Annotated in this window: 24 protein-coding genes and 2 tRNA genes; 10 read left to right on the top strand and 16 right to left on the bottom strand. The window is 71.9% G+C overall.

What is annotated here, in order from left to right:
* Positions 1-30 precede the first annotated feature (30 nt).
* Complete coding sequence (gene pknB, locus ACZ5CZ_RS15500) at positions 31-2,028, top strand: Stk1 family PASTA domain-containing Ser/Thr kinase (protein ID WP_385841588.1); 1,998 nt, start codon at positions 31-33, stop codon at positions 2,026-2,028.
* Between the two features lie 101 nt (positions 2,029-2,129).
* Here pknB and ACZ5CZ_RS15495 read toward each other — a convergent pair whose 3' ends face one another.
* Genes ACZ5CZ_RS15495 through ACZ5CZ_RS15470 form a run of 6 tightly spaced genes read right to left on the bottom strand, consistent with a single transcriptional unit; the run spans position 2,130 to position 6,526 of the window.
* Complete coding sequence (locus ACZ5CZ_RS15495; RefSeq protein WP_385841586.1) at positions 2,130-2,888, bottom strand: class E sortase; 759 nt, start codon at positions 2,886-2,888, stop codon at positions 2,130-2,132.
* Positions 2,889-2,915: 27 nt separating this feature from the next.
* Positions 2,916-4,196: a class E sortase gene (locus tag ACZ5CZ_RS15490; RefSeq protein WP_468942966.1), complete on the bottom strand. Its 1,281-nt coding sequence runs from the start codon at positions 4,194-4,196 to the stop codon at positions 2,916-2,918.
* Positions 4,193-4,831 carry an aminodeoxychorismate/anthranilate synthase component II gene (locus ACZ5CZ_RS15485; protein WP_385841584.1) on the bottom strand — a complete coding sequence of 213 codons (639 nt, stop codon included), beginning with the start codon at positions 4,829-4,831 and terminating at the stop codon, positions 4,193-4,195. Before ACZ5CZ_RS15485 ends, ACZ5CZ_RS15490 begins: the two co-directional genes overlap by 4 nt.
* The gene (locus ACZ5CZ_RS15480; protein WP_385841583.1) at positions 4,828-4,989 is read right to left on the bottom strand and encodes a hypothetical protein; all 162 of its coding nucleotides are present in this window, start codon (positions 4,987-4,989) and stop codon (positions 4,828-4,830) included. Before ACZ5CZ_RS15480 ends, ACZ5CZ_RS15485 begins: the two co-directional genes overlap by 4 nt.
* 54 nt (positions 4,990-5,043) lie before the next feature.
* Entirely contained in the window at positions 5,044-5,712 is a 669-nt protein-coding gene (locus ACZ5CZ_RS15475; protein ID WP_385841581.1) for a class E sortase, read from the bottom strand.
* Between the two features lie 25 nt (positions 5,713-5,737).
* Positions 5,738-6,526 (bottom strand): DUF881 domain-containing protein, encoded by a 789-nt coding sequence (locus ACZ5CZ_RS15470; RefSeq protein WP_385841580.1) that lies wholly within the window; start codon positions 6,524-6,526, stop codon positions 5,738-5,740.
* A 102-nt stretch (positions 6,527-6,628) separates the two neighbouring features.
* Here ACZ5CZ_RS15470 and crgA point away from each other — a divergent pair, with 102 nt between their 5' ends.
* Positions 6,629-6,883 (top strand): cell division protein CrgA, encoded by a 255-nt coding sequence (crgA, locus tag ACZ5CZ_RS15465; protein WP_073887398.1) that lies wholly within the window; start codon positions 6,629-6,631, stop codon positions 6,881-6,883.
* A 255-nt stretch (positions 6,884-7,138) separates the two neighbouring features.
* Here crgA and ACZ5CZ_RS15460 read toward each other — a convergent pair whose 3' ends face one another.
* The gene (locus ACZ5CZ_RS15460; protein ID WP_468942960.1) at positions 7,139-8,029 is read right to left on the bottom strand and encodes a rhomboid family intramembrane serine protease; all 891 of its coding nucleotides are present in this window, start codon (positions 8,027-8,029) and stop codon (positions 7,139-7,141) included.
* A gap of 113 nt (positions 8,030-8,142) precedes the next feature.
* A complete protein-coding gene (locus tag ACZ5CZ_RS15455) occupies positions 8,143-8,670 on the bottom strand; it encodes a peptidylprolyl isomerase (RefSeq protein ID WP_385841578.1) in 528 nt (175 codons plus the stop codon).
* Between the two features lie 300 nt (positions 8,671-8,970).
* Between ACZ5CZ_RS15455 and ACZ5CZ_RS15450 the strand changes: the two genes are divergently transcribed.
* The gene (locus ACZ5CZ_RS15450) at positions 8,971-9,669 is read left to right on the top strand and encodes a DUF5324 family protein (RefSeq protein ID WP_468942957.1); all 699 of its coding nucleotides are present in this window, start codon (positions 8,971-8,973) and stop codon (positions 9,667-9,669) included.
* Positions 9,670-9,718: 49 nt separating this feature from the next.
* Here the strand turns inward: ACZ5CZ_RS15450 and ACZ5CZ_RS15445 are convergent, their stop codons facing one another.
* Together ACZ5CZ_RS15445 and ACZ5CZ_RS15440 are read right to left on the bottom strand one after the other, a co-directional pair.
* A complete protein-coding gene (locus tag ACZ5CZ_RS15445) occupies positions 9,719-11,401 on the bottom strand; it encodes a DUF4246 domain-containing protein (protein ID WP_468943115.1) in 1,683 nt (560 codons plus the stop codon).
* Positions 11,365-11,437: transfer RNA gene (locus ACZ5CZ_RS15440), tRNA-Ala, on the bottom strand. Before ACZ5CZ_RS15440 ends, ACZ5CZ_RS15445 begins: the two co-directional genes overlap by 37 nt.
* Positions 11,438-11,620: 183 nt before the next feature.
* Between ACZ5CZ_RS15440 and ACZ5CZ_RS15435 the strand changes: the two genes are divergently transcribed.
* On the top strand, positions 11,621-12,169 hold the full coding sequence (locus ACZ5CZ_RS15435) for a helix-turn-helix domain-containing protein (RefSeq protein WP_385841576.1): 549 nt from the start codon (positions 11,621-11,623) through the stop codon (positions 12,167-12,169).
* 161 nt (positions 12,170-12,330) lie between these two features.
* Positions 12,331-13,740: a serine/threonine-protein kinase gene (locus ACZ5CZ_RS15430; RefSeq protein ID WP_385841575.1), complete on the top strand. Its 1,410-nt coding sequence runs from the start codon at positions 12,331-12,333 to the stop codon at positions 13,738-13,740.
* Here the strand turns inward: ACZ5CZ_RS15430 and ACZ5CZ_RS15425 are convergent.
* On the bottom strand, positions 13,704-14,963 hold the full coding sequence (locus tag ACZ5CZ_RS15425; RefSeq protein ID WP_468942952.1) for a hypothetical protein: 1,260 nt from the start codon (positions 14,961-14,963) through the stop codon (positions 13,704-13,706). The genes ACZ5CZ_RS15430 and ACZ5CZ_RS15425 overlap by 37 nt on opposite strands.
* A 366-nt stretch (positions 14,964-15,329) precedes the next feature.
* On the bottom strand, positions 15,330-15,458 hold the full coding sequence (locus tag ACZ5CZ_RS15420; protein ID WP_003999697.1) for a DLW-39 family protein: 129 nt from the start codon (positions 15,456-15,458) through the stop codon (positions 15,330-15,332).
* 349 nt (positions 15,459-15,807) lie between these two features.
* On the opposite strand from ACZ5CZ_RS15420, the gene ACZ5CZ_RS15415 reads away from it, so the two are divergent.
* Positions 15,808-16,218 carry a DUF6344 domain-containing protein gene (locus tag ACZ5CZ_RS15415; protein WP_468942949.1) on the top strand — a complete coding sequence of 137 codons (411 nt, stop codon included), beginning with the start codon at positions 15,808-15,810 and terminating at the stop codon, positions 16,216-16,218.
* Between the two features lie 232 nt (positions 16,219-16,450).
* On the opposite strand, the gene ACZ5CZ_RS15410 is transcribed toward ACZ5CZ_RS15415, so the two are convergent.
* Positions 16,451-16,639 carry a ferredoxin gene (locus ACZ5CZ_RS15410; protein ID WP_468942946.1) on the bottom strand — a complete coding sequence of 63 codons (189 nt, stop codon included), beginning with the start codon at positions 16,637-16,639 and terminating at the stop codon, positions 16,451-16,453.
* Positions 16,640-16,760: 121 nt separating this feature from the next.
* Positions 16,761-17,240 (bottom strand): hypothetical protein, encoded by a 480-nt coding sequence (locus ACZ5CZ_RS15405; RefSeq protein ID WP_468942943.1) that lies wholly within the window; start codon positions 17,238-17,240, stop codon positions 16,761-16,763.
* Positions 17,241-17,413: 173 nt separating this feature from the next.
* On the opposite strand from ACZ5CZ_RS15405, the gene ACZ5CZ_RS15400 reads away from it, so the two are divergent.
* From ACZ5CZ_RS15400 to ACZ5CZ_RS15385, 4 genes are all read left to right on the top strand, one after another.
* Positions 17,414-17,944: a hypothetical protein gene (locus ACZ5CZ_RS15400; RefSeq protein ID WP_468942940.1), complete on the top strand. Its 531-nt coding sequence runs from the start codon at positions 17,414-17,416 to the stop codon at positions 17,942-17,944.
* Between the two features lie 439 nt (positions 17,945-18,383).
* The gene (locus ACZ5CZ_RS15395; protein ID WP_468942937.1) at positions 18,384-22,580 is read left to right on the top strand and encodes an nSTAND1 domain-containing NTPase; all 4,197 of its coding nucleotides are present in this window, start codon (positions 18,384-18,386) and stop codon (positions 22,578-22,580) included.
* A gap of 380 nt (positions 22,581-22,960) precedes the next feature.
* Positions 22,961-24,640 (top strand): PP2C family protein-serine/threonine phosphatase, encoded by a 1,680-nt coding sequence (locus ACZ5CZ_RS15390; RefSeq protein ID WP_468942934.1) that lies wholly within the window; start codon positions 22,961-22,963, stop codon positions 24,638-24,640.
* Positions 24,641-24,726: 86 nt separating this feature from the next.
* Entirely contained in the window at positions 24,727-25,410 is a 684-nt protein-coding gene (locus ACZ5CZ_RS15385; RefSeq protein WP_468942931.1) for a hypothetical protein, read from the top strand.
* A gap of 68 nt (positions 25,411-25,478) precedes the next feature.
* Here ACZ5CZ_RS15385 and ACZ5CZ_RS15380 read toward each other — a convergent pair.
* A tRNA-Ile gene (locus tag ACZ5CZ_RS15380) sits at positions 25,479-25,555 on the bottom strand.
* Between the two features lie 111 nt (positions 25,556-25,666).
* A complete protein-coding gene (locus ACZ5CZ_RS15375) occupies positions 25,667-26,440 on the bottom strand; it encodes a DUF3566 domain-containing protein (RefSeq protein WP_385841565.1) in 774 nt (257 codons plus the stop codon).
* Between the last annotated feature and the right edge of the window lie 12 nt (positions 26,441-26,452).

The following is a 26,452-nucleotide window of genomic DNA, read 5'->3' as shown; positions in this document are numbered from 1 at the left end:
GAGACCGACGGAGAGGGCTGGTAGGTAGCTATGGAAGAGCCGCGTCGCCTCGGCGGCCGGTACGAGCTGGGCCAAGTGCTCGGCCGTGGTGGCATGGCGGAGGTCTACCTCGCGCATGACACCCGCCTCGGCCGCACCGTGGCGGTGAAGACCCTGCGCGCGGACCTCGCGCGTGACCCGTCCTTCCAGGCCCGCTTCCGCCGGGAGGCCCAGTCGGCCGCCTCGCTCAACCATCCCGCGATCGTCGCGGTCTACGACACGGGCGAGGACTACATCGACGGGGTCTCCATCCCGTACATCGTGATGGAGTACGTCGACGGCTCCACGCTCCGTGAGCTGCTGCACTCCGGCCGCAAGCTGCTGCCCGAGCGCGCGATGGAGATGACCATCGGCATCCTCCAGGGCCTGGAGTACGCGCACCGCAACGGCATCGTGCACCGCGACATCAAGCCGGCCAACGTCATGCTGACCCGCAACGGCCAGGTCAAGGTGATGGACTTCGGCATCGCCCGGGCGATGGGCGACTCCGGCATGACCATGACCCAGACGGCCGCGGTCATCGGCACGGCCCAGTACCTGTCGCCGGAGCAGGCGAAGGGCGAGCAGGTCGACGCCCGCTCCGACCTGTACTCCACCGGCTGCCTGCTGTACGAGCTGCTGACCGTCCGGCCGCCCTTCGTCGGCGACTCCCCGGTCGCGGTCGCCTACCAGCACGTCCGCGAGGAGCCCCAGCCGCCGAGCGTCTTCGATCCGGAGATCACCCCGGAGATGGACGCGATCGTGATGAAGGCGCTGGTCAAGGACCCGAACTACCGCTACCAGTCGGCCGACGAGATGCGCGCCGACATCGAGGCGTGTCTGGACGGCCAGCCGGTCGCCGCCACGGCCGCGATGGGCGCGGTCGGCTACGGCGGCTACCCCGACGAGCAGCCCACCACCGCCCTCCGCCAGGAGCAGGGCGGCGGGGCGACCACCGTGCTCCCGCCGATGGGCCCGGACGACGGCTACGGCTACGACGACCGGCCCGACCGGCGCCGCCAGCAGCCGAAGAAGTCCCACACCTCCACGATCCTGCTGGTGGTCGCGGGCATCCTGGTGCTGATCGGCGCGATCCTGATCGGCAAGTGGGTGACCAGCAGCCACAACACGGGCGACGGTCAGGTGGAGGTCCCGAACTTCGTCGGCCAGACGGTGAGCAGCGCGCGCAGCATGGCCGACAACGTCGATCTGAAGGTGACGGTCGGCTCCCGCAAGGCCTGCCAGGAGCAGCCCAAGGGCAATGTCTGCGCGCAGAACCCGGACGCCAAGACGAGCGTCGACAAGGGCACGACGATCACTCTGACGGTGTCCACCGGCGCCCCGAAGGTCCAGGTGCCCGACGTCCGCGGCCTCCAGTTCGACCAGGCGGAGAGCCAGCTCAAGGGCAAGGGCTTCCAGGTCGAGAAGAAGACCGTGGTGTCCACCCAGACCCCCGGTGTCGTCACCGCGCAGGACCCGGTGAACGTCGAGAAGGAGAAGGGCACGGTGATCACCCTCACCGTGGCCAAGGCGGAGGAGAAGGTCACCGTCCCGAACGACGTCGTCGGCAAGTCCTGTGACGACGCCAAGACCGAGCTCCAGAACCTGGGCCTGACCCCCACCTGCAACGACGTCGCGGTGACCGACCCCGCCCAGGACGGCAAGGTGCAGAGCACCAACCCGGGGGCGGGCACGCAGGTCTCCAAGAACACGCCCATCGCGGTCAACGTCGGCAAGCTCCAGAACAACCAGGTGCAGGTGCCGGGCATCCAGGGCCAGAAGCTCAAGGACGCCAAGCAGATGCTCGCGCAGGCCGGCCTCCAGCTCGGCAACGTCCAGGGCTCGAACGACGACAACGCGGTCGTCGTCTCCTCGAACCCGACGCCCGGCAGCACGGTCAACTCCGGCCAGACCGTCGATGTGATCACCATCGGCGGCGGGGGCAACGGCAACGGCAACAACGGCGGCAACAACGGCGGAGGCACCCTCTTCGGCGGTCTCAACGGCTGACGCCTCCCCGCTGCTACGAGAACGAGCCCCTGCCGGTGCATCACCGGCAGGGGCTCGTTCGTGGCGTCAGGGCACGTGGCTTCAGGGCCTGGCTTCAGGGCTCAGCGCAGCTCCGCCGGAGGCGTCCGCTTGCTGTCGACCTTGTCCACCCGGACCAGCTCGCCCCAGACCACATAGCGGTACAGGGACGTGTACACCGGGGTGCAGGTCGTCAGGGTGATGTAGTGGCCCGGCTTCTTCCGGCCGGCCTCGGTGGGGATCTGGGAGATGACCTTGACGTTGTACTTCGAGGTCTCGGGGAGGATCGCGAAGACCTTGTAGACGTACCAGTCGTCCCGCGTCTCGAAGACGATCGGGTCGCCCTTCTCCACCTTGTCGATGTTGTGGAACTTGGCGCCGTGGCCGTCGCGGTGGGCGGCCAGGGTGAAGTTGCCGTCCTTGCCGGACATGGGCAGGACCGCCTTGACCGGGTCGGTGTAGTAGCCGGCCACACCGTCGTTGAGGACGTCGGTGCCGGTGCCCTTCTCGACCAGGACCTCGCCGTTGTGCATCGACGGCACGTGCAGGAAGCCGATGCCGTCCTTGGTGTCCAGCGCACCGGGGGTGTCGTCCGTGGACCGGGCCCAGTGCTGGCGGACCCGGTCGGCCCGCTGGTCCGCCTTGCGGTCCGCTATCACGTTCGTCCACCACAGGGAGTAGACGACGAAGAGGGCGAGCACCAGGCCCGCCGTGATGAGGAGTTCGCCGAGGACGCTGACCGCGGTCGCGATCCTGCCGAGGCGCCGGGGGCGCTCCCCGGCGGGCGGGGCGGGGTCGGACGCGTCCGTGTGTTCTTCGGTCTCGTCGGCGGTCGCTGCCACAGTTCCTCTGCCCTTACTCGCTGAGCCCTACTCGATGAGCGCGTCCGGCTTGCCCTTGCTGCGCGGGCGTTCCTCGACCATCTTGCCCCAGACGATCAGCCGGTACGTGCTGGTGAACTCCGGGGTGCAGGTGGTCAGGGTGATGTACCGGCCCGGCTTGGTGAACCCGGAGCCCTTGGGTACGGGGTCCAGCACACTGGTGTTGGCGGGCGAGGTGACCGGCAGCGTCGAGGTCACCTTGTACACGAAGTACGTGTCCTGCGTCTCGACCACCACCGCGTCGCCCGGCACGAGCCGGTTGATGTAACGGAACGGTTCGCCGTGGGTGTTGCGGTGCGCCGCGAGGCCGAAGTTGCCGGTCTTCGCGTCGGGCATCGCCGTCTTCAGCGGGGGCTCGCCGTAGTGCCCGACCATGCCCTTGTCGAGCACCTTCTCCTTGCTGACGCCCTCCGCGATCGGCGCGACCACGTCCAGCTTGGGGATGTGCAGGATGGCGAAGCCCTGACCGGGTTCGAAGACGCCCGGGTTGCGCCGGCCGTTCGCCCAGTCGTCCTGGAGCTGGTGCGTCTCGTTGCCGGCCTGCGCGTGCGCGCGGATGTTGGTCCACCACAGCTGGTAGGTGACGAACAGCAGCATCAGGACGCCGGTGGTGATGAACACCTCGCCGATCACCCGGCTCGCGATGACCGCCGGCCCGGGCTTGGCCAGCCGCGCCTGCCGGCGGGCCTCCACCCGGGACAGCGGCCGCCGCGCCGACTGGGCGGGGGACGCGGGGGAGTTCTCCGGACCGCTGTGGCGCCCGCCGCGCCGCTTGGCGGCCTTTCTGCGGGCCGCACGGCCACCGGCGGGGGTTCCAGGCGCCGGAGGGGCTGTTGGGGCCGCAGGGTCCCGTAGCGGGAGCCGCAGCGCCATCGTCTGCTCGTCCCCGCCGGCCGCCGGGCGGATGCGGGACAACACCACCGTCGACTCACTGGTGACCGGCGGCAGCACGGCCGGCGGCTCTCCGAAAACGGGCGGCAGGACCATCGTCTGCTCCCCGGAAACGGGCGGCAGGACGGCCGTCTGGTCCCCGGAGACCGGCGGCAGGACGGCCGTATGATCCCCGACCGGCGGCAGGACGGCCGTATGATCCCCGACCGGCGGCAGGACGGCCGTATGATCCCCGACCGGCGGCAACACGACCGTCGGCTCCCCGGACGCGGGGGGCGGCGGTGCGGTCCGGGGGTCGGCGTAAGGCGCACCGCCGTAGGGCTCGTACGGTCTCTCCCCGCCGTACAAGTCCTCGCGCTCGGGGCGCAGCGAGGTCACGCCGTGGCCCTGCCCACCACCGGGGCCAGCCCCGCCGACCTCGCCACGGCACCCTGGTCGCCGCACTCCACCAGCCAGTTGGCCAGCATCCGGTGCCCGTGCTCGGTCAGGACCGACTCGGGGTGGAACTGCACGCCCTCGACCGGGAGTTCACGGTGGCGCAGGCCCATGATGATGCCGTCGTGGGTGCGGGCCGTGACCTCCAGCTCGGCGGGGACGGTGGCCGGTTCGGCGGCCAGGGAGTGGTAGCGGGTGGCCGTGAAGGGGGAGGGCAGGCCGGCGAAGACGCCCTTGCCCTCGTGCTCCACCGGCGAGGTCTTGCCGTGCAGCAGTTCCGGCGCCCGGTCGACCACACCGCCGTACGCGACCTGCATCGACTGCATGCCCAGGCAGACCCCGAAGACCGGGACGCCGGTGGCCGCGCAGTGCCGGACCATGTCCACGCAGACCCCGGCCTCCTCGGGCGTGCCCGGGCCCGGCGAGAGCAGGACGCCGTCGAAGCCGTCCTGGGCGTGCGAGGTCGACACCTCGTCGTTGCGCAGCACCTCGCACTCGGCACCCAGCTGGTACAGGTACTGGACGAGGTTGAAGACGAAGCTGTCGTAGTTGTCGACGACGAGAATCCGCGCAGTCACTGGTTGTCCACCGTCACATCGTTGAAGGGCAGCAGCGGTTCCGCCCACGGGAAGACGTACTGGAAGAGGACGTAGACCACGGCCAGAATCAGTACGAGCGAGATGAGTGCCTTCATCCACGCGTTCCCCGGCAGATGCCGCCAGATCCAGCCGTACATGCCGTCCCTTCCGTTTCGCCACGGCACCGGAAACCCACGCCGTACCGCACCAGACTAACGGCGCAGGGCCTTCGGTGGCCCGGACTCCACAGGCTGTGTGGAGTCCAGGTGCGCCCACACGATCAGCCGGTGGCTGTGCCCCCATTCCGGATCGCAGGTGGTCAGGGTGAGATACCGGCCCGGGCGCCGGTAACCGGACGCGCCGGGCACCGGGTCGATCACCGCGACATCCGTGGGAACCGTCCGGTAGGGCCCTGTGTCGATCCGGTACGTGAACCAGGTCGTCCCGTCCGTGAGGACGACGGCGTCTCCCGGGCGCAGCCGGGGGAAGTCCTTGAACGGGTCGCCGTAGGTGCGCCGGTGCCCGGCGACCGCGAAGTTGCCCGTCCGCCCGAGCCGGGCCGTCCCCCGGTAGTGGGCGAGGCCCTTCGCCAGGACGTCCCGGCCGGTGCCCTCCAGCACCGGCTTGTTCCACGTGAAACCGAACCGCGGGATGTACATGATCGCGAAGGCCTCACCGTAGTGGTACGGCGCGGGGCGCGAGGGAGCGGAGGCGGCCGGCGCGGTCCCCCGCGACCACTGCCGGTGCAGCTGGTCGATCTGGTCGCTCATCGCGCCGTCGGCCCGCACTCCGGTCCAGAACAGCACGTACACGACGAAGAGCACGATCAGGGTGCCGGCGGTGATGCACAGTTCGCTGAGCGTCCTCACGATCACGCGCACCGGCGGCTCCTGACGGGGGGCCTGGCTACTCCACTGGCTTCGCGTAGTGCAGGTCCACTGTGCCGGAGTAGCCGGGCAGAGTCACCGTCCCGTCCTCGGTGACTTTCCAGCCGAGGCCGTAGACGTTGACGTACACCATGTAGGTCTGGATCGCCTTGCTCGCCGCGAGCGCCTTCTGGAGCCGCCCCGGGTCCCCGATCGCCGTGATCTTGTACGGCGGTGAGTAGACCCGGCCCTGGAGGATCAGCGTGTTGCCCACGCAGCGCACCGCGCTGGTGGAGATCAGCCGCTGGTCCATGACCCGGATGCCCCGGGCGCCGCCCTGCCAGAGCGCGTTCACCACGGCCTGGAGGTCCTGCTGGTGGATGACCAGGTAGTCGGGCTGCGGCTCGGGATAGCCGGGGAGCTTGGCGGTGGCGTTGGGCGGGGCGTCGTTGAGGGTGACGGTGAGCCCGTCGCCGGTGAGCGGCTGGGTGCCGGCGCTGCGCTCCAGCCCGGTCAGCCGCCGGTCCTGGGCCTTGCTGCTGCCGTCGTCGCTCTCGGCCAGCGACTCCACGCCATGGCGCAGGGCCGCGTTGGAGTCGTCCAGCTCCTTGTTCTTGCGGCTGCGCTCCTGGATCAGGTCGGACAGCTTCAGCAGCGAGCCGTCCTGCCGGATGTCGGTGCCCTTGGCGGTGTCGAAGCTGGTGAAGAAGATGAGCCCCGCGAGGGCGAAGACCGCGGCCGTCAGGATGCGCACCGGCCGGACGCGCAGCCCACGGCCGGGGCGGGAACCCATTGATCCCGTCCCGGGGGAGTCGGCAGAATTGCTCAACGTACCCTTATCTCCTTCGGCGCCACGGAAGCACTACGCTAACGGACGCGCCCGACCCAGTTACCTGCGCGGCCACGCAGCGCATCGACAGGAGAGACCCTCGTGCCGAAGTCACGTATCCGCAAGAAGGCCGACTACACGCCGCCGCCGGCGAAGCAGGCACAGGCGATCAAGCTGAACAGTCGCGCCTGGGTCGCCCCCGTCATGCTGGCCATGTTCCTGATCGGCCTGGCCTGGATCGTGGTCTTCTACGTGACCGACGGCTCGCTGCCCATCGACGCACTCGACAACTGGAACATCGTGGTCGGCTTCGGCTTCATCGCGGCCGGGTTCGGTGTCTCCACGCAGTGGAAGTAGCGGTCGAGTGACCGTTTGAGTTATCCACAGGCCTGAGCTTCTGTCCACATGTTCCTGGGGAAAGAAACTACGATCTGTGGATAACTCCTCGGGGGTTGACGCTGGTACGACTGCACAGCCGGCCCTCGCACATCTCTTCGCCCTCTGTCTGACCTGCGAGAACTCATTCGAGCGGCAGGGAGCGCAGGCGTGCCCGCACACTGTGCACAAGATCCGCCACCCGCTGTGGACAACGGTTCGCCCCGGCCGGGCCGATCAGGTCAGCTGAGCCGTTCTCACCAGGGTCAGGACGACCACCACGGCCAGGACCAGCGCACATGTGCCGTACTGGACCAGCGTCCGCTTCTGGCGCGGGGCGTGGATCATGGCGTAGCCGGTGATGACACCGGCGACCAGACCGCCGATATGGGCCTGCCAGGCGATGTTCATACCGGGGCTGAAGGTGATGACCAGGTTGATCACCAGCAGAGCGACGAGCGGGCGCAGGTCGTAGTTGAGCCGGCGCATGAGGACGCCCGTCGCGCCGAACAGTCCGAAGATCGCTCCGGAGGCGCCGAGCGACGGCTGGTTGGGCGCGGCCAGCAGAAAGGTCAGCGCGCTGCCGGCGAGACCGGAGACGAAGTACAGGGTGAGATAGCGGGCGCGGCCGAGGGCCGCCTCCAGGGGGCCGCCGATCCACCACAGGCTGAGCATGTTGAACGCGATGTGGGCATAGCCGCCGTGCAGGAACATCGCGGTCAGCAGGCGGTAGTACTGGCCCGCGGCAACGCCCTGCACCCCGGTCAGATCGGGGGCGTAGGCCTGGCCGATCAGCTCGAACCGGTGGGTGAAGCCGTCGCCGACGGCCATCTGGACCAGGAAGACCGCGAGGTTGATCCCGATGAGGATCTTGGTGAGCAGGCGCGGGTCGGCGGTCAGCGTGCCGCCGGCGACGGTGCGCGGGCGGGCGGCGGCCGCCGCCCGGCCGGCCTCGGAGTCTCCGCGCACACAATCGGGGCACTGGAAACCGACCGAGGCGCTGACCATGCACTCGGGGCAGATGGGCCGCTCACAGCGGGTGCAGTGCACGCCGGTCTCGCGGTCCGGGTGCCGGTAGCACCCGGGCACGCGAGGGGCCTGCTGCGCGCTGCCTGCGGGCTGGTCCATCGGTTCCCCTCGCATGTCGTGATGCATGTCCTGCTCATCCTGACGGACGAGCGGGGCGTTTTGTTCCCGTGCGGCCCGGCCTCGGCGCTTCTCGATGACGGCCGGGAGCGGCCTCAGCGCTTCTCGATGACGACCGACTCGATGACGACGTCCTCGAGCGGGCGGTCGGTGCGGGGGTTGGTGGGGACGGCCGCAATGGCGTCGACGACCCTGCGGCTGGCGTCGGCGACGACCTCGCCGAAGATGGTGTGCTTGCGGCTCAGCCAGGCGGTCGGGGACACCGTGATGAAGAACTGCGAGCCGTTGGTGCCCGGGCCGGCGTTGGCCATGGCCAGCAGGTACGGCTTGTTGAAGGCCAGGTCCGGGTGGAACTCGTCCTTGAACGTGTAGCCGGGACCGCCCATGCCGGTGCCCAGCGGGTCACCGCCCTGGATCATGAAGCCGCTGATGACCCGGTGGAAGATCGTGCCGTCGTAGAGCCGGTTCTTGCCCTTCACACCGGTCTCGGGGTGCGTCCACTCCCGCTCGCCCTGCGCCAGCTCGACAAAGTTCCTGACCGTGGCCGGCGCATGGTTCGGGAGAAGCAGGATCTCGATGTCGCCGCGGTTGGTCTTCAGGGTGGCGTACAGCTGCTCGGCCACGGTCTGCCTTCCGTTGTCCTCCTGTGGTGCCCCCGATCCTCGCACGGCCCGGAACGCTCGCCGCGCGTCGGTCATCAGGTGCATGAGATCCGCCGACACGGCCGGTGAGGCGGCGCGCGGCGGCGATTCGTGGCAGGGTCGACGGAAGGTGCGGTTGCCCGGAATTCACCTGTGATGGAGGCGAACGAAGCGATCGGCACCCATATGCCCGCCCGCGCATGCCGCACAGGCTGTCGGCAGGCATGATCCGTAAAAGGGTGGAAAGTCGAAATACCGTACGCCACCGAGGAGGAGGAACCCGTGACCCGCATCGACAGCGTGCGCGCCGCGACCGGCTCGGCGAAGGACAGCGTGCTGCACGCCGCGGAAGTGGTGGCGCCCTACGCCGACACGGCCAAGGAGCGTGCCGCGTACTACGCGCAGGAGGCACGCGTACGGCTGGCGCCCGTGGTGTCGCAGGCCGCCGAACAGGCCCGCGTGCAGTACGACGCCCGGCTCGCCCCGCGTCTGGAGCAGGCTCGTACCCATGTGCCGACCAAGGTGGACCTGGCCGCGCACGAAGCCGCCGTACGCACCCGCAAGGCGGCCCAGCAGGCCGCCGAGTACTCCCGTCCGAAGATCGAACAGGCCATGGCCGCGGCCGCGCCCGTGTACGACGAGGCCGCGCTGCGCGGTGCCGCCGCGCTGGCCGCGCTGCGCGGCAATGTCTCGGCCGAGGAGATCCAGAAGCTGGCCGAGCGCAATGTCCGCCGGTCCCGGCGCGGCCGGGCGCTGAAGGGGCTGGCGGTGCTCAGCGTGCTGGCGGCCGGCGCCTTCGCGGCCTGGAAGTGGTGGGACAAGCAGGCCAACCCCGACTGGCTGGTCGAGCCGCCGGCCGCGACGGAGGTCCCGGAGACCGGCCGGCTGGGTTCGGTGGACGGCACCGGGCCCTCGGTGCTGGACCCGGAGGTACAGGCCAAGCAGGCGGAGGAGGAGGGGGACGGGGACGACCGGGGGTGAGCCGGCCGGCACCGCGAGAGGGCTCGGCGAGAGGGCTCAGTGAGAGGGCTCAGTGCTCGCAGAGGGAGAACTCCCGCTCGTAGAGCTGCTCGTTGTGTTCGTTCACGAAGAACTTGCGTTCCTGCATGAGCTCTTCGCGGTATCCCCTGGCCTCTTCCAGTGTCATGGTCGAGGTGTCGGACCACGGCTGCTGCGGTGGCACATCGGAGGTCGAGACGATCTTCTGCTCCGGGTCGACCAGGAAGAACGCGAGGATCTTGCGGTGCCCGGGGCGGCCGGGGTCGGCGAGGCGGAACGAGCCGACCCGGTGTTGCAGGACGTTCGGGAACGCCAGGCAGCGGCCCGCCGGGGTCGCTGCCGATCCCAGCACCTGGTTCAGCGCGTCCTCGTCCTCCAGGCCGTAGACCTCGCGCACGCCGTTGTCGTCGTTCTGCTCGTAGTGCGGGTCGTCGAGCGCGGTCCGGAAGCTCAGCCGGCTCTCGGTGATGTTCTCGCTGTCCCAGTAGTAGAGCGCGGTCGAGACGATCCGCTCGTTCAGCATCCCCTCGACGTGCCAGGAGCCGCCGGGGTACTCGGGCTTGTCCGGGGTGAGATGGATGGTGGCGAGCTTGACGATGACCTGGAGACCGCGGCCGCGCAGATCGACCCGGGCGGAGGCGTCGGGCGGCTCCGGCGGGGTGAAGGCCGGGGCGTCCGGGACGACCGGGCGGCGGTTCTCCCACCACTCCTCGTGGACCGTCTCCCAGGCACGGATGGCTTCGCCGTAGGCCTTCTTGTCACTGTAGGAGGATTTGTCCGGATACTCGGGCTCAGAGTCGTACCAGCCGTAGGGATCGACCTCGATCCGCAGCGGCCGCGGATGACGCAGATCGGTGAGCACGTTCTCCAGCAGCGGGCGCATGCGCGCGAACACGTCCGGCAGGACGGCGGCCAGGTCCCGGTGGTTCTCCGGGTGGACGTTGTTGACGTACGACCGGAAGGTGACGTCACCGTCGTCACTGACGTCGACGTCCGTGGGCAGCCACTGGAACCGCTCCGAGAACTCGTACCGCGCATGCCGGTCCGTCGGGTTCCGCCAGGCCCGCTCGGGCTCGCCGCTCACCCCTCTGACCAGGCAGAACAGCGAGGGATGCACCAGGTCCAGCACCTGGCCGCCGGAGCCGGGGTGCCAGTCCCGTTCCGCTTCGGGAACCTCTTCCAGAACCCGGACCGCCTCGCGCAGCCGGGCCCTGAGCCCCTCGTCGACCAGCGTGTCCGACTGCCACACCCCGTCGACGGCGGACACCTCGACGCCGGTCCGCCCGTCCCGCAGCGCCGCGTAGTGCCCGAGCTCGTCGAGCACATAGCGGACCTGCGCCTCGGTGAGGCCCTGGGCGAGCGCTTCCCGGGTCCACCGGGCAACGATGCCGGCGTCGTGCATCTTGTCGAACCACCCCGGCTTGGCCCGGATGTGGGCGCTGCACTCCATCATCTCGAGCTCCCGCAGCGTCCGGGGTGTCGCGTACGGCAGGGAACGGGAAGCGTGAAAGGGGAGCGGGAAGGCAGGCAGGCCGGTCAATTCTCTTGTTCCTCCGGGGCGATGTGCGGTGACCGGAAGGCTACGGGAGGGCACTGACACCGCGGCCGGGGCGGGGCACGGCCGGGACAAGAACACCCCCCTGCTAGCGTTTCCGCAGGTCAGGGGGGTGTAAGGAGTGGAGCCTAGGGGAGTCGAACCCCTGACATCCGCCATGCAAAGACGGCGCTCTACCAACTGAGCTAAGGCCCCGGGAAGGAGCGGCCGACCGGAGGAAGCGGGTTCCGGTGGCGCCGCAGACCAGAGTACCGGGTGACCCCGGGTATCCCGCAAAAAGATTGGGGGTCCCCGCCGATGACCACTCTCCGTAAGATGCTCGACGTGGTTCGCGTGAGCGAACCGCGGTTTTTTTAGGGGAAGCGATGGGGAGACGCAATGGACGCCGCACAGCAGGAAGCCACCGCCAGAGCGCGGGAGCTCCAGCGGAACTGGTACGGGGAGCCGTTGGGGGCGCTCTTCCGTAAGCTCATCGACGATCTCGGGCTCAACCAGGCCCGTCTCGCGGCGGTCCTCGGCCTGTCCGCTCCGATGCTGTCGCAGCTGATGAGCGGCCAGCGGGCGAAGATCGGCAATCCTGCGGTGGTCCAGCGGGTGCAGCTGCTCCAGGAGCTGGCGGCCCAGGTCGCGGACGGCAGCGTCAGCGCCGCCGAGGCGACCGAGCGGATGGACGAGATCAAGAAGTCACAGGGGGGCTCCGTGCTCAGCAACACCACGCAGACCACGAGCAGCTCGGGGGCGCCCACGGTCAAGCGGGTGGTCCGGGAGATCCAGTCGCTGCTGCGCTCGGTCGCGGCCGCCGGCGACATCATCGAGGCCGCCGACAGCCTCGCCCCCGCCCACCCCGAACTCGCCGAGTTCCTGCGGGTGTACGGCGCCGGGCGCACCTCGGACGCGGTCGCGCACTACCAGTCCCACCAGAACTGACCGGAGGCGGACGCGCGGGGCTCGGGGGGAAGAGCACCGGGGCGCGACGCCACGGGCGTACCGCCCGTCACGGGGGCGTTCGTATCGCTCATCACCGGGGAAGCAAGGGGTAACCGCACGGGGTACCGGGGTGAGCCGAGGGGGAGGAGCGTCGGGCTGTCATGGGTGAGGTCTTCGCCGGCCGGTACGAGCTGGCCGACCCGATCGGACGCGGCGGTGTGGGGGCCGTATGGCGCGCCTGGGACCACCGCCGACGCCGTTATGTGGCCGCCAAGGTGCTCCAGCAGCGCGATGCCCACTCCCTGCTGCGCTTCGTCCGCGAGCAGGCGCTGCGGATCGACCACCCCCATGTCCTCGCCCCGGCCAGCTGGGCCGCCGACGACGACCAGGTGCTGTTCACCATGGACCTGGTCGGCGGCGGTTCGCTGGTCCACCTGGTCGGCGACTACGGCCCGCTGCCCCCGGCCTATGTGTGCACCCTGCTCGACCAGCTGCTGTCCGGCCTCGCCGCCGTCCACGCCGAGGGCGTCGTCCACCGTGACATCAAGCCCGCCAACCTGCTGCTCGAAGCCACCGGCACCGGCCGGCCGCGGCTGCGGCTGTCCGACTTCGGCATCGCCATGCGGCTCGGCGAACCCCGTCTGACGGAGACCAACCTCGTCGTGGGAACGCCGGGCTATCTCGCCCCCGAGCAGATGCTGGGCGCCGACCCCGACTACCCGGCGGACCTGTTCGCCGTGGGCCTGGTCGCCCTGTATCTGCTTGAGGGCGCCAAGCCGGACGCCAAGGCGCTGGTCGAGTACTTCGTGGAACAGGGCACGCCCGGCCCGCCCAAGGGCGTCCCCGAACCGCTCTGGCAGGTCGTCGCCGGCCTGCTCCAGCCCGACCCGGCGGCCCGGTTCCGCACCGCCACCGGCGCGCGCAAGGCCCTCGCCGCCGCCGCGGAACTCCTGCCGGAGCCCGGCCCGGACGACGAGCTGATCGAGGTCTTCGACCAACTCGGCCCGCTGCCGCCCGGTTTCGGACCCGACGGCCCGCTCAAACCGGCCCGTGGGGTGCGTTCGTTCAGGGACCGTGCCGATGACGCGGGCGGCAGTCCGGGTGACAGTACGGGGACCGGCGGGGCCGGGTCTGCGGTTTCCGAGCGGGTCTCCGACGTGCCGACCCCTTCCGACACCGGCAGTTTCCGGCTGCCGCCGCCCCCGGAGGAGCGGGCCGCCTCCTTCGGGCCGTACACCCCGCCGTCCGTCCCCCAATCCCCCTACGGGCACCAGGCGTTCGATCCGGCGCAGCACCCGGCCTGGCCCCCCGCGAGTCCTCCCACGGCGACTCCCTCCTCCCCGACTCCCCCCACCGCCGCGTACACCGCCCGGGACCCGCGGACCCCGCCTCCCTTCGCCCCGCCGATGCCGATGCCGACGGCGGCGCCGGTGCGGGCGGTGGCTCCGGTGCGCGGCCGGCGAGCGCGCCGTACCCGCCGGGCCGGGCCTCCGGCCAGGGCCGCGATCCCGATCCTGCTGCTGGCGCTGGCCTGTTACGCGGTCGGCTTCTGGGCGTTGACCCGGGTCTGAGCCCGCCGGGCGGCCAGCGTCCAGACCGCGAGCACCAGCAGCAGCGCGGTCCCGAGCCCGATCCCGGTGGCCGCGACCAGCTTCATCCGGGTGCCGCCCCCGCCGGCCCCGGTCAGCACCGCCTCCCGGTCCCGGGCCGTGACCGTGAAGACGCCGGCCGGCTCCGGCCGCCCGGCGTACTCCGGCCCGGCCTGCGCCGCCCCGGACAGCCGGACCCGCAGCGTCACGGCGAACGGCCCCTGCCCGAAGGTGGCCGCCACCCGCTCGCTGAGGTGCAGCACCAGGTAGTAGTCCCCGGCGAAGCGGACGGAGGTCACCGCGGCGGGGACGGCGTACCGGTTGGCGTACGCCACCGGCGGGAGCGGGGCGAGGGCGGCCGACTTCGGGGTGCCGGTGTAGCCGAGGGAGGTGTCGTCGACGAGACCGCGCACCGGGTTGTGCAGGGAGAGGGTCAGGGCGCCGCCGACATAGCCGTGGCCGGGGGAGCCGGCCAGCTCGGCGGAGGCGTACAGCTGCCGCCCCCAGTCCAGCGGCACCCTGTAGAACTGGGTCGCGCCGGGCACCAGGGCGGTACGCCAGACGCCCGGGCCGAGGGAGCGGGCCCAGGCGAAGCCGGCGCCGCCGGAGCGGTCGCGGGGCTCACCGCCGAGCGGTTCGGGTGTGGCGGAGTCCCATGTCTGCGGCGCGCCGGTGGGTCCGGGGTGGGCCAGGCGCGGTTCCGTGACGGGCGCGATCTCCAGATCCCAGGGCCGCGCCGCCGCTCCCTCCCCGCCAAAGGTGCCGAGGCGTTCGACCACCACGTAGTACGTCCCGGCGCCCTGGCACACCGTCCTGTCCGCCTCCCGCCGCCCCAGTGCAGTGACCGGCCGCGGGCTGATCGCGGCGCCGAAGCGGGCGGCGGAGTAGGAGCACGGCGTGCCGCGCGCGTCCTGCACGGACACCCGGATGCCGTCGGTGGCGGAGACGGTGGCGTCCGCCGGGGGTACGGCGGTGACCGGGACGTAGGCCGTGTCGGCGGCGGTGAGATCCAGGCGGTAGGAGAGGGTGCCGTGCGCCGGGAGGTGGCTGCGGTAGGTGCGGCCGGGGGCGAGGTGCCCGGCGTCCGCCCGTCCGACCCCGCCCTCGATGCTCCGGGCGCCGGGGGCGAAGGCGTACGACCCCGGTCCGGAGGGCGCGGCGACGGCGGGCCCGGCCGGCACCCCGACGAGGAGCCCGGTCAGCACGGTCAGAACAGCCAGAACAGCCGGAAGGGCCGGAACGGCGCGAGTGGTCGACCGCCGGCCGCCCCGCCTCGGCCCCGCTGTACGCCCCCGCACGCGCCACCCCCTGTCGCTCACCGCCCGGCCGCCGCGGTCACCGGCCCATCCTGCCCCGTGGGTCACTGCGCCATCCGGGCAACGCACACGTCCGTCCGAAACACCCCGCCAACACGCTGCCCCGCACGCCGCCCCCGATCACCGCTGTACCCCACCCCCCGCGACCTCGCAACGCGAACCGTGAGCCGGGAGGCGGGAGCCGGGAGCCGGGAACAGCACAGGACCCCGGCCGCGACGGCGGCCGGGGTCCTGGTCAGATTCTGGTGTCGGTACTCACGAACCCGTGGGCACGGAGTCAGTCGCCTCCGTCCACAGGTCCTGCTCGGCGCGATCCGCCTGGATCTGGCGGTACACGAGGAGACCGCCGATGGCGGCCAGTGCGACCAGGAGCAGCTTCTTCACCGCGCGACCTCGTCTTTCGTTGACGTAGGGGACCTCTGGCGCCCGACTATACACACCGACCGATATCGATCGGTGACCTGCGTCGGGCCCCAACTCCCGCCCGCGGGAGCCCAGTAGGCACGCCCCGCACCGTTCCGATCGGAGGGTGATCACACCCCTACGGACGGTCACTTTTGCTCCCCCTTCGCTCACTCTCGCCAGCTTTCAGGGGTTTTGTGGGCCTCTTAGGGCCATCCGAGTGGTGTTCATCTGAACATCGCCGCGCCACGGGCGTCGGTCCACCACTTCGCGATCCGCATACACATCATGAGGAAAGTACGCAAATCGCCCAACCCGAAAGTGAGGGGCCATGACCCAGAACAAGGTCATGAAGCTGTGGACCGCCATCGTCACCACCTTCCTCGCGCTGTGCACGGCGCTCGGACTCGCCTCCGCCACGACCGCCACGGCCGCGGCGGCCACACCCCGGACCGAGAACACCGGCACCGGAGCGAGCACCGCGACGAACACCGCGACCAGGACCGTCCCGACGATCCCGGCACCACGCCACTGGGCCTGGTCCCACGGCAAGGCCCTGCCCCCCACGATGAAGCAGCGGATCCGGGCCGAGGCCCATGGCAAGACCCCCCGCTGCCGGCGCCGGGGACTGCCCGGCACGCAGGAGAACGCCCAGGACGACCCCCAGGAGCCCGCCCATACCTCCGCGACCGGGACCGGACACCCGACGGACGACCAGCGGTCGGCGCCCCTGGCCTGCTGACCCCCGGCTCACCCGCAGTACCGCAACGTCTCGACCCAGGCGACTTGCGTACGCACCAGTCGACACGGAAAGACCCCCGGCCGGGCTCGGCCGGGGGTCTCGCGCTGTACCGGGCACCCCGAACCGGACGCCATGCCCGGACGCCATGCCCGGACGCCACGCCCGGACGCCACGCCCGGACGCCACGCCCGAACGCCACGCCCGAACGCCATGCCCCCGAGGAACCCTCGGCTCACTCCGTCAGCACGATCGCCTGCGAGGGGCACCGCTCGGCCGCCTCCCGCACCTCCGGCGCGCCGCCCGACTCCTCCCGTCCGGGCCGTACGACGCCGTACCCGTCCTCGAACGCGAACACGGCCGGCACCCGGTGCGCACACTCGGCGGAGCCGTAGCACAGCGAGCGGTCGACGGAGACCTTCATGCATCCTCCAGCCCTCAGCGGTGACTTCGTGACTTCCTGACTGTCTGACTTCCAGGACGTCACTGCCCGGCGGAGGACACACCGAACCGAGCGGCCCCGCGCGGTCCCTCCCGCCCTCCGGCTACCGCTCCCCGCCCGCGGCCGACAGCCAGTGGGCCACCCGGCGGACCGTGGGCTCGTCGAGCCGGTCGGCCAGCGCCCGGACCGCCGCCTCGTCCTCGGGCCCCAGCTCGTACAGGCCCGCCTTGGCCAGCCCGGCGACGAGCACCTGGTGCCGACGGCCCGCCATGCGCTCCGCGAACCGGGCGGGTGCCGGGGCGGATGCCGGGGCGGGCGGCCCGGACCGGTGGGCGGCGGCGGCCTGGGCGTCGTAGCGGTGCCAGGCGCCCTCGCGCGGCCCCCACAGCGCGACCGTCACCTGCTCCCCCCGTGAGCGCAGGGTCCGGGTCATGTCCCCCACGGCGTACAGCACGGGCGCCCGGTACGGCGACTGCGCGCCCACGCTCCAGGAACCATCGCCGGATCCCCGGGCGGGCCGGTGGAACAGCGCGACCCAGCGCGGCTCGCCGGACGGTCGCGGGCAGGCAGGACTGCTCTCCATCCCTCACTCACCCCTTCTCTCCCCGGCCCACAGGCCCTGGGGGACGGCCGGAGGGCGACCGTAGCTGACATACCGTCAGATAGCCATGGCGTCCTTCTGGTCTCTTCACGGCCGGCGTGACACCCTGCCCGCGCCCACGCCCGCCCCGGAACGGACCGAGAGGGAGGCCGAGGATGAGCGCAGAGACAACCGAAGAGAGCGCGGGGGCCGCGAGCGAGGCCGCCGTGTGCGCGGCCCACCGGGCCCGTGCGCACAGCGCCTACGCCCGTGCCGTCGCCGCGTGCCGGTACGCCGGAGTCGGCCGGGAGGCCGCCGAGACCGTGCCCAGGGACCTGGCCGCCAGGGCCGCGAGCGCGCTGCGGCTGACGGAACGGTCGCTCGCCGCGCTGGCGTCGGCCGCGCCGGACCCCGCGGCCGACGCCCGCTGCGCCCGCAACGCCGCCGCCGGTGCGGCCCTGGCCGCCCAACTGGCCGCGTCGGGGCACGAACCCGATTGGGTCGGAGCATCCGGGGCATCCGGTCCAGGCGGGGCATCCGGGGCGGCGGCCCTGCGGGCGGCGCTGGCCGCCTCCCTGGCGGCCGCGGCCGCGGCGGGCGGCAGTGCGCCGGGCCGGGATCCGTCGCTGAACGCCGCCGCCGAGCGGGCCGAGCACGACGCCCGCACCGCGGCACGCGCGGCGGGCTGGCCGGAGCCTCGCCCGTAGCCGAACCCTGAGACAGAGATGGGGGCCAGGATGGGGAGCCGACCCGTGGTTTCTCCCGCCCGTCCGGTACCGGTCCCTCCCCTCGTGGGGACCGGTACCGAACGGTGCAGGAGCGTCGGCCCGTACCTGGTCGGCGAAACGGCACGGGTCGAAGCAAAGGGGGCGAAACATCTCCGGGCGACCCGCATGGGCTCACCCCATGGAGCGGTCGTCGCTCCCTGCGTTCGGCATCGACAGAAGTTGACCGAGAACATTCGGCGCCATGGGCTGCCTCTTTCGAGCACTGAGCCGGTGGCCTGTTCGGACGGTCCGTGACCGTCCCGCTACCGGGGTTGCGATCCTGCCATCTGTTCCGGCCCGCGAGGAGATTCCGGTGTCCGGTCCAGGCCTTATCCGCAGGTCAGGCGTATAAGGTGAGTTTTCCGGTCCGGACGTCCAGATGCGGGGGGAAGTAAGGGGTGGGACCTTGGGTTCCGACTCAGGGGCACGCACAGCTTTCGCCGAGCGCCTCGCGCTGCTGTACAAGGAGGCCGGAAACCCTCCCCTCAAGAGCGTCGCGGAGTCGGTCGTACGGCTCCAGCGTGTCGACGAGCGCGGCCGGCCCGTACGGGTGTCGGCCCAGCGGATCAGTGACTGGCGCCGTGCCAAGAACGTGCCGGCCCAGTTCGCCGCCCTGGCGGCCGTCCTCCAGATCCTGATCCCGGAGGCCCGGCGCGCCCGGCCCGCCCCGGTCTCCAGCGGGCTGTACGACATCGGCCACTGGCAGCGGCTGTGGGAACGCGCCCTGGCCGACCCGGTCGGCGACCGTCCGGTGCCCGCCGGATCGGCCGAGGAGCAGAACCAGCCGCCCCCGGCCCAGGCGCCGCCCCTCAGCGGAGGCGTGTGCCCGTACCGCGGGCTGGCCCCGTACCGGCAGGAGGACGCCCGCTGGTTCTTCGGCCGCGAACGCAGCACCAACGCGCTCGTCGAGCAGCTCCGCGCCGCCGCGCGCACCGGCGGGCTGGTGATGCTGGTCGGCGCCTCGGGCGCCGGCAAGTCCTCCCTGCTGAACGCCGGCCTGGTCCCCGTGGTCCGGAACGGCTCCCTGAACGGCATCACCGGCACCGCCCGCACCGATCCGCCGCTCCCGGCGGGCACCGCACCATCCGGGACCTCCGCGGACGGCGGAACGGCCGCCGAAGCCCCCGGCGCCGCCCCGGGCGGCACCACCACAACAGCACCCCCCGCCCCGCACGGCCTGGTCGTCCAGCTGGTCCCCGGCGCCGACCCGCTCGCCGAGCTGGTGCGCCGTATCCCCGACCTCGGCCCGGTCGCCGCGAAGGCGCGCGAGGCGGAGCGGGAGGCCTCCCGGAACCCGGCCGTGCCGGGCTGCGACGCCCCGGAGATCGCCGCCGCCGTACGCGAGGCCGTCACCGCATGGACGGACCGGGAAACCGCGTCCGCCTGCCGGCCGGTCGTGGTGGTGGACCAGTTCGAGGAGGCCTTCACCCTCTGCCCGGACGAGGCGGACCGCCGTACCTTCATCCAGCTTCTGCACGCCGCCTGCACCCCGCCCGCCGACGCCTCGGCGGACGCCCCCGTCCTGGTCGTCCTCGGCATCCGCGCCGACTTCTACGAACAGTGCCTCGGCTATCCGGAGCTGTCCGACGCGCTCCAGCACCGGCACATGGTGCTCGGCCCGCTGACCAGCGGCGAGCTGCGCGAGGCGGTGACCGGCCCGGCCAAGGCGGTGGGCCTGGAGCTGGAGCCGGGGCTCGCCGAGCTGATCGTGCGCGAGGTCAGCGCCGACGGCCCGCGCGGGGCGCACGACGCCGGTGTGCTGCCGCTGCTCTCGCACGCCCTGCTGGCCACCTGGCAGCGCCGCAAGGCCGGAAAGCTGACGCTGGCCGGCTACCGCGCGGCGGGCGGCATCCAGGGCGCGGTCGCCGCCACCGCCGAGCGCGCCTGGTCCGGCCTGGACCCGGCCGCCCGGTCCGCCGCCCGGCTGCTGCTGCTGCGTCTGGTCCGGCTCGGCGAGGACACCCAGGCCACCCGCCGCCGCGGCACCCGGCGCCAGCTGGCCGAGGAGTCGGCGGACCCCGGCAAGACGGAGGAGTCCCTCGAGGCGCTGGTCCGGGCCCGGCTGGTGACCCTGGACGCGGACACCGTGGAGATCACCCACGAGGCGCTGCTGCACGCCTGGCCGCGGCTGCGTCACTGGATCGACGACAACCGCAACGACCACCTGCTGCGCCAGCGGCTGGAGGAGGACGGCCGGGCCTGGGAGGACTCGGGCCGGGACTCCTCGCTGCTGTACCGGGGCTCCCGGCTGGAGCAGGCCCGCAGCTGGGCGCGGTCGGCCGGGGACACCTATCTGACCCGCAGCGCGGTGGAGTTCCTCGCCGCCTCGGTACGGCTGCGCAAGCGCACGGTGTGGATCAGCCGGGCCGCGGTGGCGGCGCTGGTGGTGCTGGCGATCCTCGCCGGCGGTACGGCCGTGATCGCCTGGCAGCAGCGGGACGACGCCGTGTTCGAACAGGTGCTCGCCGAAGCCGACCGAGCGCAGCGCACAGATCCCTCGCTCGCCGCCCAGCTGGACCTGGTCGCCCACCGGCTGCGCCCCGACGACGAGGGCACGTACAGCAGGCTGATCTCCATCGTGAACGCCCCGCTGGCCACCCCGCTGTCCGGGCACACCGGCGCGGTCTACCTGACCTCCTTCAGCCCCGACGGCCACACGCTGGCCACCGCCAGCTACGACCGGACCGTCCGGCTGTGGAACGTGACCGACCCGAGCCGCCCCACGCCCCTCGGCGCCCCGCTCACCGGCCACACCAGCTGGGTGAGCAGCGCGGTGTTCAGCCCGGACGGCCACACGCTGGCCAGCGCCGGCGACGACGGCACCATCCGGCTGTGGGACGTGACCGACCCCGCCCACCCGTCCCCCGTCGGCCGGCCGCTCACCGGTCACAAGGGCACGATCTACCTGGTCGCCTTCAGCCCCGACGGCCACACCCTGGCCTCGGTCGGCGAGGACAGCACGGTACGGCTGTGGGACGTGGCCGACCCGCACCGGGCGCGGCAGCTCCAGGCGCTGCACGGGCACACCGCCGCCGTGCGCTCGGTGGCGTTCAGCCCCGACGGGCGGCTCCTCGCCGCGGGCAGCGACGACGACACCGTGCTGCTGTGGAACACGGCCGACCCGCGCCACCCCAAGGCGCTGCCGACCGCCCTCCGGGGCCACACGGACATCGTGCACTCGGTGGCCTTCAGCCCGGACGGCCACACCCTGGCCAGCGGCAGCGCCGACGACACCATCCGGCTGTGGGACCTCACCGACCCCGCGCACCCGGCCCCGCTCGGCCAGCCGCTGACCGGGCACACCGGCCCGATCTGGTCGGTGGCGTTCAGCCCCGACGGCGGACGGCTGGCCGCGGCGAGCGCGGACTCCACGGCCAGCCTGTGGAACGTCAGCGACCCGTCGTCCCCCTCGCAGATCGGCGAGCCGCTCACCGGCAGCAGCGGGGAGATGTACGCGCTGGGCTTCAGCCCGGACGGCCGCACCCTCGCCACCGGCAGCGGTGACAGCAAGGTGCGCCTGTGGTCGGTCCCGGCCTCGGACATGATCGGCCGCAGCGCCGCCTTCCGGCCGGACGGGCGGGTCCTCGCCACGGCCGCCCGGGACGGCAGGCTCCGGCTGTGGAACGTGACGCGGTCCGGCCGGCCCGTGGCACTCGGCAAGCCCTTCATGCGGGCCGACGACGGCTCGCGCGACCTGCGCTTCTCGCCGGACGGCCGCACCCTCGCCGTCCTCACCGGCGCCCGCAGGATCTACCTCTGGAACGTCACCGACCCGGCCCACCCGGTCGTCGCCGGGCCGCCGCTGGTCCTGGCGACCCGTTTCATGGGCCCGGACGCGCTCGCGTTCAGCCCGGACGGCCGCACCCTCGCCACCGCCTGGGACGACCACACGCTACGGCTGTGGAACGTCTCCGACCCGGCCCGCCCCGCACCCCTCGGCGCCCCGCTCACCGGGCACCGGGGCTATGTCAACGCCCTGGTCTTCAGCCCGGACGGCCGCACCCTGGCCAGCGGCAGCGCGGACAGCACCGTCCGGCTCTGGCGGGTCACCGACCCGGCCCGCCCGGTGCCGCTCGGCCGACCGCTCGCCGAACACTCCGGCCCCGTCAACTCGCTCGCCTTCAGCCCGGACGGGCACACCCTGGCCAGCGGAAGCGACGACGACACGGTCCGGCTGTGGAACGTCACCGACCCGACCGCCGCGAGCGCGCTCGGCGCCCCGCTCACCGGGCACACCGAGGCCGTCACCTCGCTGACTTTCAGCCAGAGTGGCAGCACGCTGGCGAGCGGCGGCAACGACAACACGGTCCGGCTGTGGAACGTCACCGACCCCGCCGCGGCCGCCCCGATCGGCCAGTCGATGACCCCCAACGCCAAGACGGGCAACTTCCTGGCGTTCAGCCCCGGCAGCCGGGTCCTGGGCGTGTCCAGCGGCACCGACACGGTCCGGCTGTGGAGCCTGGACGACGAGGCGGCGATCCGGCACATCTGCTCGGTGACCCGCGGCGTCCTCACCCCGCAGAAGTGGCACGAGTACCTCCCGCGCCTCTCCTACGACCCTCCGTGTGGGCGATGATCGGCCAACCCGCCTGATTTCCCCGCGACTTGGCCCCGCGGACCGCCCAATGTTGTTACCCTTGGCCATAGCCCGATCGCTGGTGCATCCCCCGTCGCCAGCGGTCGGGTCTTTTCATGCCCCGGTTCATGCCCCGGTCACCACGACTCGGCCTCGACGAACAGCCTGACCGCCTCCACCAGGCACCAGACGGAGAACACCAGACAGCCGGCCCACAAGCCCCACAGCCCCCACCTGACCTCCCGCCGCACCCGCATCCCGCGATCGCCTCCCCCACTACGTCGGATAAGCAGTGTCCCAGCGGGAACCCGGATCAGAGGCGGCCCAGGCAATCTCCGGGACGGGGGTCCGGCGGGAGTCTCTGGTGACGGGAGGCGGCGATGACGGGCCCGGACGGTTCACAGGAAGCGGTTGCGCGGGCGCTCGACAGCCTCGGCACGGGCGCTTACCTGACGGACGAGCAGGGGGTGATCGTCGCCGTCAACCCGCGGGGCGAACAGCTCCTGGCCCGGCCCGCCGAGCATCTGGTCGGCCGGGACGCCCACGATCTGCTGCACCGCACCGGTTGCGGGGAGCCCGTGCCGCTGGTCCAGTGCCGCCTCAGGCAGAGCGCGCTCGGCGGGCACACGGAGCAGGGTGAGGACGAGTGGTTCGAGCGCGGAGACGGCACGCTGGTGCCGGTGGGATGGCTGGTCACGCCCGTCCGCCCGGCGGCCACGCTCGTCCTCTTCCACTCCCTGGAGCGCCCCACGCGCCCCGCCCAGCGGCCACCGGCCGGCGGACGCCTCTCCGAACTGGAACGGCTCGCGCTGCTCGCCGAGACGACCACCCTGCTCACCTCCACCCTGGACATCCACGAGGCGCTGCGCCGCCTGATCAGCCTCGTGGTGCCCCGGATCGCCGACTGGAGCGTCATCGACCTGATCGGCGAACGGGACGACGTCCGGCGCTTCGCGGTCGCCCATGCCGAGAACGGCACCGTGGTGTTCCGGGAGGACCTCCAGGGGCCCATGCCGCCGGTGCCGCAGGAGTCCTCGATGCCCCTGTCCCTCGCCCTGCGCGGCGTCGCGTCCTCCATGGCCGGCCCCGAGACCTATCAGGGCCCGCCCGACTCCGGGATCGCGGTGGAACAGCGGCGCCTGTTCGAGGTGACCGGCATGCACTCGGCCACCGTGGTCCCGCTGCGCAGCCTGCACGAGGTGATGGGCGCCCTCACGCTGGGCCGCGCCGACCAGCCCGAGCGGTTCACCGCGGCGGAGACCGCCCTGCTGGAGGACATCGCCCGGCGGGCCGGCCTCGCTCTGGAGAACGCCCGCCTCTACCAGCGCCAGCGCCAGGTCGCCGAGACCATGCAGCGCCATCTGCTGCCGAAGCTGCCGCGTTCGCCCGGCCGCAGCATGAGCGCCCGCTACCTGCCCGCGCCGGACGCCTCCCACGTCGGCGGCGACTGGTACGACGCGTTCACCCTGACGGACGGCACCACCGCGCTCGCCGTGGGGGACGTCGTCGGCCACGACCTGGAGGCCGCGGCCGGCATGGCCCAGCTGCGCAACATGCTCCGGGCGTACGCCGTGTCCCAGCAGAAACCGCCGAGCAAGATCGTGGAATGGCTCGACCAGGCGACCCTGCACATCGCGGAGGTCTCCATGGCCACGCTGATCTTCGCCCGCATGAGCGAGAGTCCCGACGGCCGGTGCGAGCTGTCCTGGACCAACGCGGGCCATCCGCCACCCCTGCTGGTCACCAGCGGGGGTGAGGCCCGCTATCTGACCGACGGCCACGGGATCCTGCTGGGCGTCACCCCCGAGCAACCCCGCCCCGACGCCACGGCGGAACTGCCGCCCGGCTCGACCCTGGTCCTCTACACCGACGGTCTGATCGAGTCCCCGGGCCACACCCTGGACGAGGGCCTGGACCGGCTCCGCCGGCACGCCGCAGCCCTGGCCGGTCGCCCCCTGGACCCCTTCACCGACGAACTGCTGGCCCGGGCCCGCCCACAGGACAACGACGACGACGTGGCCCTCCTGGCCGTCCGCCACGGCACGGACACGGCTTGCTGACGTCTGACGGAGGATGGGGGGCGAGCGGGTCTGCGTGGTGAAGTGTGGGCCTCTGATCACTCCGACAGCAGGGAGCGCTTCGTCCGATGCCCACACAGCCCACACGCCCTGGGCGCGGCGGTGCCGGAACCGCCCCGTTCATGGACGTCCCGCCGTTCAGGCCTCCTCTCGTCAAAGCGGTCTTCAGGGACGTGACCTCGATGCACGTCTCCCGGCCGGCCGCGTGGGCCGCCGCGTCGGTGACACGGACGGTGCTGACGGAGATCATCGGCGGCGCGAGGAGAGCGGCGGCGGCGGAAGCCCGGAAGAAGCTGATTCCCCGTGACCTTCTCTCGGCGATCGACCGGAACGTCGAGCTCGAGGTGGGGACCACGTGGTACGACCACAGCCCGACGTTTCACGGCCTGACCGGTGTCCTGTACGACGCCGAGGGCGTCCTCGTGCCTTCTCGTCGGCGCAGCAGGTCGCGCAAACCGAGTGCTGTGGTCGGCGCCCACAGGTTCGAGGCCGGGGTCAGGAAGCTGCTGCGGAGCCAGGGGGCGACGGCCGTCCCGGCGATGGTCCGCGACCTGGACGGAATCGCGAGCGTGTTCCTGACGGACCTCGCCCGGGACGCGGCCTCCACCCGGAGGGGGCACGGGCGGACCATCGGCAGGGATGACATCCTGGCCGCCCTCACGATCCAGTTGTTCGGCGGCAACCTCAGGCAGCGAGCCCTCACCGCAGCACGCGAGGGCGCCGAGCTGCTGGAAGATCCGCTCATCGGCTGACCGCCGCTGTTGGTGTCAACCATGGACGCCAAAAGACCCCCGGCCCAAGGGACCGGGGGTCTTTTCGCTGGTGGGGCTAACAGGATTTGAACCTGTGGCCTCATCCTTATCAGGGATGCGCTCTAACCAACTGAGCTATAGCCCCGCCGCGCTGTGCGGTGTGTGTCCCGCGCGCTGACTCCTGAAGATTAGCGCACGACCACGCCAGTCCCAAAATCGGTTGTCGGGGGACCGTCAGGTCAGGCGCCCGCAGGCGTCACTCGTCCTCCGCGAGGGTCAGCTCGACGCCGCCCACGAAGCCCGCGGAGAGGTTGTAGATGAACGCGCCGAGCGTCGCCAGCGCCGTCGCCAGGACGACGTCGATGACCGCGATGATCGACGTGAACGTCAGCACATGGGGGAGCGACAGGAAGGACTGGAGGTCGAAGCCGTTCGCCTCGTTCGAGCCCGTCGCCTCCGAGATGGTGCCGCCCACCGTGGAGAACACACCCATCGCGTCCATCACCATCCACAGCACCGCCGCGGCGACGACCGTACAGATGCCCAGCGCGATGGAGAGCAGGAAGCTGACCTTCATCACCGACCACGGGTCGGCCTTGGCCACCCGCAGCCGCGCCTTGCGGGTCCGCGGAGCCGTGCGCACGCCGGTACGCGGCACGCGCACCCCGCCGGTGGACTGCTGCGCCACATACGCCTGCGGCGGGTGGTACGGCCCGTCGGGCTGCTGCGGGCGCCGCTCACCGGGCAGCGGCGACGCCGGACGCGCCTCGCCGGACGCGGCCGGGCCTCGGGTGTCCGTCACTGTTCCCCCCTGGGAAGCGGATGGACCGGCGGAGTCCTGCGCGGACACCTTCACCGGCTTGAGGTTGGTCGTCTGCGGGTCGGTCGCGAGAGCAGCGCCCTGGGACGCGCCCGACGCACCCTGAACACCCCCGGTGGAGGCGGCAGACGCGGCGGAGCCACGGCCGCCGCCGTCCGTTTCCGTACCCCTGGAGGTACCGGCCGATCCGGCGCCCGTGGCTCCGCTCACGATGACTCACTC

This window comes from Streptomyces sp. NPDC031418 (assembly GCF_055581605.1).
This window is presented reverse-complemented; position numbering and strand designations above follow the sequence as displayed.

Excerpts from the sequence above, each read along its gene's own strand:
- ACZ5CZ_RS15430 (WP_385841575.1), top strand. The coding sequence starts at position 12,331 with ATGGGTGAGGTCTTCGCCGGCCGGTACGAGCTGGCCGACCCGATCGGA.
- ACZ5CZ_RS15400 (WP_468942940.1), top strand. The coding sequence starts at position 17,414 with ATGAGCGCAGAGACAACCGAAGAGAGCGCGGGGGCCGCGAGCGAGGCC.
- ACZ5CZ_RS15435 (WP_385841576.1), top strand. The coding sequence starts at position 11,621 with ATGGACGCCGCACAGCAGGAAGCCACCGCCAGAGCGCGGGAGCTCCAG.
- ACZ5CZ_RS15405 (WP_468942943.1), bottom strand. The coding sequence starts at position 17,240 with ATGGAGAGCAGTCCTGCCTGCCCGCGACCGTCCGGCGAGCCGCGCTGG.
- pknB (WP_385841588.1), top strand. The coding sequence starts at position 31 with ATGGAAGAGCCGCGTCGCCTCGGCGGCCGGTACGAGCTGGGCCAAGTG.
- ACZ5CZ_RS15385 (WP_468942931.1), top strand. The coding sequence starts at position 24,727 with ATGCCCACACAGCCCACACGCCCTGGGCGCGGCGGTGCCGGAACCGCC.
- ACZ5CZ_RS15445 (WP_468943115.1), bottom strand. The coding sequence starts at position 11,401 with ATGGCGGATGTCAGGGGTTCGACTCCCCTAGGCTCCACTCCTTACACC.
- ACZ5CZ_RS15410 (WP_468942946.1), bottom strand. The coding sequence starts at position 16,639 with ATGAAGGTCTCCGTCGACCGCTCGCTGTGCTACGGCTCCGCCGAGTGT.
- ACZ5CZ_RS15390 (WP_468942934.1), top strand. The coding sequence starts at position 22,961 with ATGACGGGCCCGGACGGTTCACAGGAAGCGGTTGCGCGGGCGCTCGAC.
- ACZ5CZ_RS15415 (WP_468942949.1), top strand. The coding sequence starts at position 15,808 with ATGACCCAGAACAAGGTCATGAAGCTGTGGACCGCCATCGTCACCACC.
- ACZ5CZ_RS15395 (WP_468942937.1), top strand. The coding sequence starts at position 18,384 with ATGCGGGGGGAAGTAAGGGGTGGGACCTTGGGTTCCGACTCAGGGGCA.
- ACZ5CZ_RS15460 (WP_468942960.1), bottom strand. The coding sequence starts at position 8,029 with ATGGACCAGCCCGCAGGCAGCGCGCAGCAGGCCCCTCGCGTGCCCGGG.
- ACZ5CZ_RS15480 (WP_385841583.1), bottom strand. The coding sequence starts at position 4,989 with ATGTACGGCTGGATCTGGCGGCATCTGCCGGGGAACGCGTGGATGAAG.